Raw genomic sequence first — 10,650 nt, 5'->3', positions numbered from 1 at the left:
AAGTTGAAGACGGACAATTAACTATAATAAATGTTAATAAAGATTCTAAAATAAAAGTTGTTTTAGGTACTAAAACTTATAATGTTATATATTTAAAAAAATAATATAGAATTACAAAAAAAATGCGCAATGTAATTAATTTGTATTTTACTATAGGAGGGCAATTATGAAGGAAGATGTAAAGAAAGCTAAATTACAGTTATATTTAAATGATGAACATGAAGATTCACATGCCACTTCAAAAAAAGAGTTTTATCAAGATGAATTAGAATTACTTCCAGAGATGAATGAAGGTGATATAAATATAAATACTACATACGTATTTGATTTAGGCGATAAAATGGAAGTGGGGGTCTATTTTAGGAATGGTCTTTCTAAAGCAATTAATTTTGATAAAGTACCTCTTAAAATACTGAATTCTAAAGATGAAGTTGTTGCAAATCAAATTTTTGAGCTTCGAGAAATAGGTGACATACCAGCTTTTTCAGCAGTACCTTATAAACTTTATTATAATAAAGAAAATGTATTTACTGATATAATAGCAATGCAGGATGGATGGCATATAGTTTTTGATACAAATATAAAAGCATATAATTCTATTAAAATTGAATTTGAAAATGTACCTAATGAACCTGAGTTTAATAAGTTGCATAAATATTTGGACAAGCTGCCACCTATGTCTTCAGGAAATATCAGTATCTCATTATATGAAATTCAAAAGAGCAACAATGGAGAACTGGCGATAGCATTAATAATAAGAAATGCGGCAGCTAAAAAGATAAAGGTAGAGAAAATACCTATTACTATTAAAAACAATGAAAATGATAAAATAGTGTCCATTGGTACTTTTAATACTGCTGATTTGGAAATTGAGTCACTAAAGGCGAGATTTTTTAAATTATCATTTAAAGCAGATCAACTCTTAGAGTCGGATTTTAGTGTAGCTAATCTATCTGTATATTTTAACGAATAATTATAGATAAATTATAACATTTAAAGTTTAGAAAAAAAAGATGCAAAAAAATGGACAGTATGAAATATACTGTCCATTTTTTTCTTATTTTGATGTAACAACTAGTAATACATCTTTACCTGATTTCTGAACTATAATATTTGCTATATGTTCATCTTTTTCGGAAAAAATGCTATTATATTTTGCTGATTTTGTAATAGTCCAACCATCTTTTTTTAAAACATTTTCATAATATTCATATACCTTGGTATCTGTGATATCTTTTAAAGTGTACCTCATAGTAGCAAGTGGTGCTTTTTTAGTTGCAGCTACGAATTCTGTTGGTTCCACTCCATTGTATGATGGAAGGTATGCTAATTTAGTAGTATAAGTTATCTTAATATCCTTAGTGGCAGCGTTATCATCGGTAGTAGGACTTTTAGCCCCACATGCAACGAAGAATATTGATATAACTAATAGCATGGTTATGTATAAATTTTTTTTCAAAAAAATCACCTCTATAGAATTCTAATTAAAACTGGCGGTAATGTCAAGTTTTTAATAGTGTTAATTACTCGAGTAGGATTGAGTAGACCTATTTTTTCCGCGAATTATGTCGAATTCTTGGATTTATGATGAAATGGATTTTAAATAAAGGGTTAAGATTTCAGCTGACGTTACTATAACTAAACAATAATAATGAGAGAAGGGCAGACAGCACCTACTGAAATACCTACTACAATAGATACTTTAGATGTATCTGAAATTTATATTAGCTCAACTAAGCTTGCAAAGACTGGAACAAACACAGCTACATTCAAATACAAAGTACTAAATAGCTTTGGTAAAAATATTACAAAGACACTTCCAGATTCACAGATAATAATTTCTAAATCTATAGATTCAACAATAGATTTAGACCCATGAACAACTGGAACATCAACGCTTTATAGAACTCAGTCTGAAAAGCGAGTAATTAATAAAATCAGTATAATATCAAGTAAGTTAACTTATAGTGATAGTGTTGAAGTGCCAATTGGGTATGGATTGTATGAAGTATATGATCAATATGGTAATGATATTACTAATGGATTGCCGCTTGATAGTAATTTAGAATTCAAATCTCAAGTTGGGATTGCAACAGGTAAGAATGGTTTACTTGCAGTAAGATATTTAAAAGGTGAGGATTTAACTTTGCTTGGAACAGACACAATAACCGCAACTGATACAATCAATGGGGTTTCAACGAGTGTTACACTGCCATTTATAGATAATAGTAAATAAAAGATTATTGTAAAAACATAAACTTTAAAGATGTATGAAAACAAACAGATATTGTTTGCTTTCATACATTTTTTTATTGTATAATTAGCATTATTAAGTAAATTGTGTTAATCAATGAATATATTTCTAAGAAATGAGGAATTCATGATGAAATGGATTTTAAATAAAGGGTTAAGATTTCAGCTGACTTTAGTATTATTTTTAGCTTTAAGTGTACCAACAGCAGTTTTGGTATGGAACGTGTCTCTACCATCAAACATGAGTGACGCAGTTAGGTCAATGCAGGAAGATAAATCAAGAAATTTCTTGGAATATATAGATGAGACTATTGATAAGGAGCAAATTTCAAATTTAAATAATACAGAAAGTGTTATTTCATCAAGTCTTAAACCTTTATCAAGGACTGTACGTGATACAAGAATCGGCATATATGTAGCCACGAGTAAAAAACGGTACACCTACGGAAAAATGGTGGATAGAAGACATGATAGATTAAATGAAGAAATAAATTATGAGGATATTGAAAAAGGTATTGATGCGAGTTTAAAAAAAGTTATAGAAAGAAAAGCCGATGGGGTAGACTACATAGAAGTAGACGGAAGAGAGATTCAAAGATACTTTCATCCCATAGCACTAAATGATAAGGTTATTGCTGTAGCCTGGAGTGACAATTTTCTTCCGCCAGAGCTTAATACTAATAAAAAGATATTAATCTCACTTATGTTTATATTTCCTTTAGGACTCGTCATAAGTCTTCTACTACTACTAGCTATTATTAAAAATCAAAGTAATAGTATAAAAAAAATCAAAGATGGTCTTGAAGCTATGCCGGGTGATCTTTCAAGTAGAATAGGTGACATGGGTGGAGATATAGGTAAGGTTGTTGATTCTATAAACATAATGGCAGAGACTCTACAAAAGAAAGAAAAGATAGAAGAGAATTTAGCTAGATCTGAAAAGCTCGCTTCTCTAGGACATCTGATATCGGGTGTAGCCCATGAAATAAGAAATCCATTAGGCATAATACGAGGCACTGTTCAACTCATGGAAAGAGATTTTAAAGGTGATGAAAGATTAACGGAATATGTAAGGATAGTTAAAGAACAATCAGATAGGGAGAGCAAGGTAATACAGGAGCTGCTTGACTATGCAAGGCCGTCAAAACAGATCCTTATGAATATGGACATAAATGTGCTTATTAGAAGCGTTCTTTCTTTTACAAATAAGTATATACAAGAGAATCATGTTTGTCTTAAAACTGAATACGGAGAGAAAATACCCTTAGTGAACATAGATTGTGACAAGATAAAGCAAGTATTTGTTAACATAATAATCAATGCTTGCGAGGCAATGGAGGATGGAGGAGCCCTTACCATAAGAACTAGAGGTGAGAGTGGCTTTATAGTGTGCATATTTTGTGATACGGGCGCAGGTATGGATGAAACTCAGATGAAGAATATATTTGACCCTTATTATACTACGAAGTCGAAGGGTACAGGCCTTGGACTTTCAATAAGTAATGGGATAATTGAACTACACGGTGGAAATATTGAAGTTCACAGCAAAAAAGATGAAGGTTCAGAGTTTATTATAAAGTTACCGTGCGTTTAAAAGGAGGGTGGAAATATTGGGTAGGATTTTAGTAATTGATGATGAAGAGTATATAGGATGGATTATACAAAAGGCCTTTGAAAATACTGAGAATCAGGTCTATGCAGTATTGGATGGAAAGGCAGGAATAATTGAAGTACATAAGCAAAGCTTTGATGTGGTATTCTTAGATTTAAGGCTGAAAGATATGGATGGAATGGTTGTTCTTGAAGAATTAAAAAGAATACAGAAAGATATAGCAGTTATAATAATTACGGCCCATGGAAGTATTGATACAGCTATTGAGAGTATGAAAAAAGGGGCCTATGACTATATAACAAAACCTTTTGACCTGGATGAGCTAATGCTTCAAGCAGAAAAGGCTATGGAAGTAAATAGACTCAAAGGTGAGGTTAATTACTTAAGGGATGAAGAGGCCAAAAGGCTTAGAATTGAAGATTTTACAAGTAAAAATGAAAAACTTAGTCTGATTTATGAGTCAATAGGTCAAGTAGCAAATACTACAGCTACAGTTTTAATAACAGGAGAAAATGGCAGCGGAAAGGAACTAATGGCAAGAAAAATACATCAATTAAGTGACCGCTCAAACCAGCCTTTTATTATAGTAAGTTGTGGAACTCTATCAGATAATTTAGCAGAAGGTGATGTCTTTGGATATGAGAAAGGTGCTTATGGTAGCACGGATGAAAGAAAGCTTGGTAAACTTGAACTTGCAAGTAGGGGGACAATATTTCTTGATGATGTAGGCGAGATGAGCCCTAATATGCAGGTGAAGTTTTTAAAATTACTTGAAGAAAAAGAAATTCAAAGACTCGGTGGAAGGAAGAATTTGAAAATTGATGTGAGAGTTATTGCTGCAACAAATAAAAAATTAATAGAGGCTACTTTAAGTGGTGATTTTAGAGAGGACTTTTACTATAAATTAAATGTGGTGCCTATTGAGATTCCGCCTCTAAGGGACAGAAAAGAAGACATAGGTGATCTTTTAGAATTATTTATTAAAAAATATGATATTTATAGAAAAATAAAGGGATTTACAGCTGAGGCCATGAAACTTCTTAAAAATTATCATTGGCCAGGTAATATACGTGAACTTGAAAATGTTATGGAGAGAATTGTTATAATAGCAAAAGAACCATTTATTAAGGCGTCAGACCTTCCAGTAGAAATTCTAGGTAAAAAGAAAAAGTCAAAAGGGGCTATTATTCATTTCCCAGAGGAAGGTATCAATCTTGAAAATGTAGAGCGAGATCTTATTATAAAAGCTTTAAACATGAGTAATTATAACCAAAGTAAAACAGCGGGACTACTAGGAATTACAAGGTCAGCATTGATTTATAGGATGCAAAAATATAATATAAATTAATGATTAATATATAACTATAATTAACGTGAATGGAAGGTGAATTAATTGAAATTAGATTTAATGGGAAAGATTAAAGGTTTAAAGTTTAAAGAGATACTTAAAAAGATAACAGTTAAAAAGGTGATTACTGTCGTAGTTTTAGCGGTGGCTTTATTTGCAGGATTCAAAAGCAGTTTTATACAAAATAAATTCTTCGCAAAGAAGGAAGTAATAGATCAAAACACAATTGATGCGAAAAAAGGAAATTTAATGGTGTTAGTATCAGGTTCAGGTCCTATAAGCTTTACAAACAGTAGTGAAATTTATTCGAAAATTGGGGCTACAGTTACAAAGGTTAATTATAAAGAAGGCGATACAGTAAAAGCTGGGGATATACTATATGAACTCGATGATTCTGATGCACAGACTTCAGCTAATTCAGATTTAAATAGTTTTAAACAAAATCAAATATCAGCGAGTTCTAGTGACGACGCAGTAAATGATTTAACGATTAAAGCTCCTTTTGCAGGAGTTGTTAGTGATATTGTAGTAAAACAAGGTGATACGGTTTCAAAGGAAGGTACAGTTTTTACTATAGCAGATACTTCAAAGCTTAAGGTACTCTTAACCTATAATGCTTCAGCTGCTGGTAAAATAGCAATAGGACAAACTGCTGTGGTGAATTTAACTTCACTTATGCAGTCTGTAAACGGAACTGTAACCTATATAAGTAATGTTACTACTTCAACTAGCGCTGGTGGAACGTTATACACAGTGGAAATTCAAATTAATAATCCAGGTGCTGTTATAGAAGGAATGACTGCAACTGCAGATATTTCAGCTAAAGAGGGTGAGATATCAAGTACTGGCTCCGCAGAACTTAATTATATAAAAAAACAGCTGGTTACTAGTCTAACAGGCGGAACAGTCGCAAGCATCAATGTTAAACAAAGTCAAAAGGTTGGATCCGGACAAGCACTTATAAAAATGAATAATGATGAAATTACTCGCGCTAAACAAAACTCGGATTTACAATTAGAAAATGCACGATTACAGATGACGTTAAAAGATAAACAACTTGATGATTATAAAATAATCGCTCCTATTGATGGAGTAATAACAATGATCAGTAATAAAGTTGGCGATACCATTAAAGCAGGAGATGCGCTATCTAATGTTTCCGATCCAACGCAAATGCAGTTTGAAATACCTGTAGATGAACTAGATATAGCTAAGTTTCAGGTTGGACAGAAGACAAACATAACTGTAGACGCACTACCTGACACTACAAAAACTCCTGTTAATGGAGAGATTGCAAAAATTGCAGTAACTGGCGAATCAGAAAATGGAGTTACTAATTTTGTAGTAACTGTTAAAATTAATGATAACCTAGATAAGCTTAAGGGTGGAATGAATGCAAATGGTGAAGTTGAGGTATCAAACAGAGAGAATGTGTTGTATGTACCAATAGAGGCAATAACTACAGTTGATGAAAAAAGCTTTGTATACACTAAGGCAGCTGGTGCAAGGGCAGCAAAGACTGGATCTAAAACAGGTGATACTAGTGACAAAGCAGCTTCAATGAAAAATAGTGCTGCAAATAGTGAAGGGGAAAGTTATTATGCCGGCTCAATACGAACTGAAGTACAACTTGGTTTAAATAATGATACCTCAATTGAAATTACTAGTGGATTAAAGGAAGGGGATGTGATTGTTTTACCAGAAACTACGGCTGCATCTACTGTCAAAAGTAGTTCCGGCGGAGGTATGGGCGGCGGACGACCAGGAGGTGAATTTTAATGATTCAAATAACTGATCTGTCCAAGATATATAGAATGGGTGATAATAAAGTAACTGCATTAAATAAGATAAATTTGCATATAAGTTTACAAGAGTTTGTTGCTGTAGTTGGGCCTTCGGGATCAGGTAAATCTACTCTTATGAATATGCTCGGCTGCTTAGATGTTCCGACTTTGGGAAGTTACAAATTGGATGGCCAAGAAATAAGTAAACTGAAGGATGATAAGCTAGCGGAAATAAGAAACTTCAAAATTGGATTCATATTTCAAAAGTTTAATTTACTTCCAAAGCTTTCAGCCCTAGAAAATGTTGAGCTTCCACTGGTTTACCAAGGGGTTCACAATAAGGAAGCCAAGCAAAGAGCAATGGAATCCCTAGCCACAGTTGGATTAAAAGAAAGAATGCACCATAGACCTACTGAACTTTCAGGAGGTCAGCAGCAAAGAGTAGCTATTGCTAGAGCATTAGTTACAAAACCACCAGTACTTCTTGCGGATGAGCCTACTGGGGCATTAGACAGTAAAACTGGAATAGAAGTTATGAACATGCTCAAAGAACTTAATTCCAATGGTCATACAATAATCTTAATAACCCATGATAACGACCTTGCAGCAGAGGCAAAGCGTATTATAAGAATTTCAGATGGAGAAATCACTGAGGATAAGGAGATGGCACGGTGAAATTTATTCAAGCTTATAAAATGGCTATAAAGAGTATAGTAGCAAATAAGGTAAGGTCTTTTCTCACTATGCTAGGAGTTATCATTGGTGTGGGGTCAGTAATTATTGCCGTTGGCGTTGCACAGGGGAGTACTGCTAGTATAACTGATTCACTTTCTGGACTTGGTACAAATTTAGTGAATATAAATATAGTGGGAAGAGGCAGTAACAGAAATGTTACTTATGATGAGTTAAAAAAGCTCCAGGGCGAGAATAGCGAGATAATTTCTAAAATCGCTCCTCAGGCTTCAAGTAATAATGTAGTAAAAGTAGGGAGTTTAAGTCGAAGCACCACAGTACTAGGCACAAGTCCTGAGTATGCAGGCATTAGTAGCATTACAGTACAAGAGGGTAGGTTTTTGCTTCAATTGGATCTTGATTATAACCAAAAGATAGCAGTTATAGGGACTGCAGTTGTCAATGATGTCTTTAAAGGACAAAGTCCAATAGGGAAGATAATGAAAATAACAGGTCAGCAGTTCAAGGTTGTTGGAGTTCTTACACAAACTGCAGATGGAGTTGATTCATCTACTGATGATAGAGTTATTATACCTATAAGTGTTGCAACAAGGCTCAATAAATCGGCAATAATAAAAAGCTTTCAAGCGGAGGCAGTAAGTGCTGATACTGTGGATCAATCGGTTACAATTTTAACTGCATTTTTGACTAAAATTTATAGGGATGATGACGCATTTAGAGTTACAAATATGGCAGCAATACTAACCACACTTAATACAATTACATCAACCCTTACGGTAGTCCTTGCAGGTATTGCAAGTATATCACTTGTGGTAGGTGGAATAGGCATAATGAACATTATGCTAGTATCAGTAACAGAGCGAACAAGAGAAATAGGAGTTAGAAAGGCAATTGGCGCAAAAAAAGGTAATATATTAACTCAATTTTTAATTGAATCCTTAGTGGTTACAGGCCTTGGGGGAATAATGGGAGTAATTATTGGCGTCAGTACTATACATTTTGTTATAGGCGGTCTTGGAATCGTGCCGGAAGTATATTCAATTCCATGGATTTTGTTATCGTTTGGTATTTCACTTTTAATTGGAGTGGTTTTTGGAATGTATCCAGCCAACAAAGCAGCAAATTTAAATCCAATAGATGCGCTAGCATATGAATAAAAGAAGGAAAAAAAGCAAAAAAGGGGTCAGACCCCTGGGAAAATATTCAAAAAGGATGGTGTATTAAATGAAATTTAAAAAAGTAGGTTTAAGTTTAATGCTTGCAGGTGTAATGATGTTTTCAACTGTAAGTTCAACAATGGTTTTTGCAAGCGCAAGACCAATAAGCTACTCAGGTTCAATGGAAAAGATGCAACAATTAAAGGTTATAGAGAAGCCAATTAAGAGTGAGGACGAATTGGTGACTAGAGGACAACTCGTAAAAGCTATAGCAATAGCTGATGGATTAACTTCTACAGCTACAAATTTAAATGGTACAACAATTTTCCCTGATATTGCTTCGAATAGTGATCTTAGTGGATATGTTAATGGAGTGGTGGGCGTAGGTCTAATGTTTGGAACACCAGATGGCAATTTCCATCCAGAGAAGTACGTTACAATGGCTGAGATAGATACAATTATGGTGAGGCTCCTTGGATATACAGATACTGACCCAGAACTAGCAAAATTGCAATGGCCTAACAATTATATTCAGCAGGCTTATAAATTAGAATTAACTACTGATATAGCTGCGAGAAAAAATGATAAGTTAACATATAAAGTAGCAGCAGTATTGTTTGATAGGCTTTTTAGTACCTTAATTAAGGGTTCTCAAACTGAATATTTTTCTGATAAATATTTTAGTGATGAATATTTAAATACGGACATTACAGGTACATTAAAAGAAGTTAAAGTGGTTGGAAACTCAAAAACTTCAGATAATCTTTTAGATAATCAAGTTTATCTTGAAGGTCAAGGACTTACAAGTTTAACAAAATATACAGTAAATAGTAATGCTGGGGACATTGAACTTGGAGTGAAATATAAACTTTATATTGATGGAGCTACTATTACAAAAGTAAGCGTAACAGAGAATTCTACAGAAAATTATGCTGTAACAAGCGTATCATCTTCATTAATAACTTATACCGATGTAAGTGGTGTGGCTCAAACTATGACGCTACCAAAGGCTGATTTATATTATTATCATGGAGAATATGTAGATTACGAAGTTGCAGCTAAAGCTATAAGAGCATATTCTTCAATTATTCTAACAAAGAAGAGCGACAATTCAGGTTATGATTATGGGGTTATAGTTGATGCTAATTTTGGTGCACCGCAGATCTATAAAAATGATAATGTTAAACTTCTAGAGCAACTTAAGACTACAAAGTATTCTCATATTTATAGAGGTGCAAATATTCAAGAATCGGATCTAAATATTTATGATGTAGTTTATTTTGTATCAGATATTTGGGAGAAAAACACTTTCGTTTATGTAAATGATAATATTGAGATTGGAACCATTAAAGCATTCTCACCAGATATGCTGAATCCAACTAAACTTACAATGAACGATAAACAATTTGAATTTAGTAAATATTTCAACAAGGCTAGACTTAACAATTATGATGGCGATATCTCAAACTTTTTAACTAATGTTAATGTTGATGATTTTGTAACTTTAATTTTAGGTGTTGATGGTAAGATAGTAGATATTTACTAAGGCGGTAGGGGGGTCAGACCCCTGGGTGAATATGGAATATGTATTCTATATTGAATACTATTTAAAGTTAAAAATAAGCGCTAAAAAGGCTTTTCCCGACTTAAATGTTTGGAAAAGTTTTTTTATTGTTAAAACATATCAACTTTACCATTTATTTAATTAATAGTATAAAGTATAATTACAAGTAATCGATAATTTGTATGTAGAGGAGCTTTAAGAAAAATTAATTGAAACGTTTTGAAACAAAGCATATGATA

General features: G+C 33.1%; 10 protein-coding genes. 9 read left to right on the top strand and 1 reads right to left on the bottom strand.

Annotated features, from left to right (window positions below; genetic code table 11):
- Positions 1 to 166: 166 nt before the first annotated feature.
- Positions 167 to 973 carry an SLAP domain-containing protein gene (locus ACJAX4_RS18175; protein ID WP_435790864.1) on the top strand — a complete coding sequence of 269 codons (807 nt, stop codon included), beginning with the start codon at positions 167 to 169 and terminating at the stop codon, positions 971 to 973.
- 84 nt (positions 974 to 1,057) lie between these two features.
- On the opposite strand, the gene ACJAX4_RS18170 is transcribed toward ACJAX4_RS18175, so the two are convergent.
- Positions 1,058 to 1,459, bottom strand: a complete 402-nt coding sequence (locus ACJAX4_RS18170) for a hypothetical protein (RefSeq protein ID WP_435790863.1) — start codon at positions 1,457 to 1,459, stop codon at positions 1,058 to 1,060.
- Between the two features lie 192 nt (positions 1,460 to 1,651).
- Between ACJAX4_RS18170 and ACJAX4_RS18165 the strand changes: the two genes are divergently transcribed.
- The 8 genes from ACJAX4_RS18165 to ACJAX4_RS18130 all read left to right on the top strand — a co-directional run bounded on the left by ACJAX4_RS18165 (position 1,652) and on the right by ACJAX4_RS18130 (position 10,393).
- On the top strand, positions 1,652 to 1,879 hold the full coding sequence (locus ACJAX4_RS18165; protein ID WP_435790862.1) for a hypothetical protein: 228 nt from the start codon (positions 1,652 to 1,654) through the stop codon (positions 1,877 to 1,879).
- 102 nt (positions 1,880 to 1,981) lie between these two features.
- Positions 1,982 to 2,236 (top strand): hypothetical protein, encoded by a 255-nt coding sequence (locus tag ACJAX4_RS18160; RefSeq protein ID WP_435790861.1) that lies wholly within the window; start codon positions 1,982 to 1,984, stop codon positions 2,234 to 2,236.
- Positions 2,237 to 2,380: 144 nt separating this feature from the next.
- Positions 2,381 to 3,847 (top strand): HAMP domain-containing sensor histidine kinase, encoded by a 1,467-nt coding sequence (locus tag ACJAX4_RS18155; RefSeq protein WP_435790860.1) that lies wholly within the window; start codon positions 2,381 to 2,383, stop codon positions 3,845 to 3,847.
- 16 nt (positions 3,848 to 3,863) lie between these two features.
- The gene (locus ACJAX4_RS18150; RefSeq protein WP_435790859.1) at positions 3,864 to 5,213 is read left to right on the top strand and encodes a sigma-54-dependent transcriptional regulator; all 1,350 of its coding nucleotides are present in this window, start codon (positions 3,864 to 3,866) and stop codon (positions 5,211 to 5,213) included.
- Positions 5,214 to 5,258: 45 nt separating this feature from the next.
- A complete protein-coding gene (locus ACJAX4_RS18145) occupies positions 5,259 to 6,992 on the top strand; it encodes an HlyD family efflux transporter periplasmic adaptor subunit (RefSeq protein WP_435790858.1) in 1,734 nt (577 codons plus the stop codon).
- Positions 6,992 to 7,672, top strand: coding sequence for an ABC transporter ATP-binding protein (locus tag ACJAX4_RS18140; RefSeq protein ID WP_435790857.1), 681 nt, complete (start codon positions 6,992 to 6,994; stop codon positions 7,670 to 7,672). The genes ACJAX4_RS18145 and ACJAX4_RS18140 overlap by 1 nt, the downstream gene beginning before the upstream one ends.
- Positions 7,669 to 8,847: an ABC transporter permease gene (locus ACJAX4_RS18135; protein WP_435790856.1), complete on the top strand. Its 1,179-nt coding sequence runs from the start codon at positions 7,669 to 7,671 to the stop codon at positions 8,845 to 8,847. The genes ACJAX4_RS18140 and ACJAX4_RS18135 overlap by 4 nt, the downstream gene beginning before the upstream one ends.
- A 67-nt stretch (positions 8,848 to 8,914) precedes the next feature.
- Positions 8,915 to 10,393, top strand: a complete 1,479-nt coding sequence (locus tag ACJAX4_RS18130) for an S-layer homology domain-containing protein (RefSeq protein ID WP_435790855.1) — start codon at positions 8,915 to 8,917, stop codon at positions 10,391 to 10,393.
- Positions 10,394 to 10,650 lie beyond the last annotated feature (257 nt).

Origin of the sequence: Clostridium sp. (genome assembly GCF_051278035.1) — a bacterium.
GTDB lineage: Bacteria > Bacillota > Clostridia > Clostridiales > Clostridiaceae > Clostridium_AD.
Note: the sequence above shows the minus strand (reverse complement) of the source record. Positions and strands in the feature narration are given on the sequence as shown.